Genomic DNA, 357 nt, shown 5'->3' on the forward strand with positions numbered 1-357 from the left:
TATTCCTGCTCAACTTAAACGGCTTGATCATATCCAACATGCCTATAAATGCCTGACTTGTAGTGAGAAGTCAGATAAGGATAAAATCCTTAAAGCTCCTGTGCCGAAAGCCCCACTAGCCCATAGTCTAGGGTCTGCATCTATCATAGCTCATACCATTCATCAAAAATTTAACTTGAAGGTTCCAAACTATAGACAGGAATCCGATTGGGAAAAACTAGGTCTTCCAATTAGTCGGAAAGAGATCGCTAACTGGCATATTAAGTCTGCTCAATATTACCTTAAACCTCTTTATAATCTACTCTCAGATATCTTGAGAGAACAATCTGTTCTCCACGCAGATGAGACTTCCTATAG

General features: G+C 39.5%; 1 protein-coding gene. It reads left to right on the plus strand.

From position 1 onward, the window contains the following. On the plus strand, positions 1 to 357 hold a 357-nt coding region (locus E5983_RS09600), incomplete at both ends, for an IS66 family transposase (protein ID WP_160333533.1).

This window comes from Streptococcus danieliae (assembly GCF_009767945.1).
Classification (GTDB): Bacteria; Bacillota; Bacilli; order Lactobacillales; family Streptococcaceae; genus Streptococcus; species Streptococcus danieliae.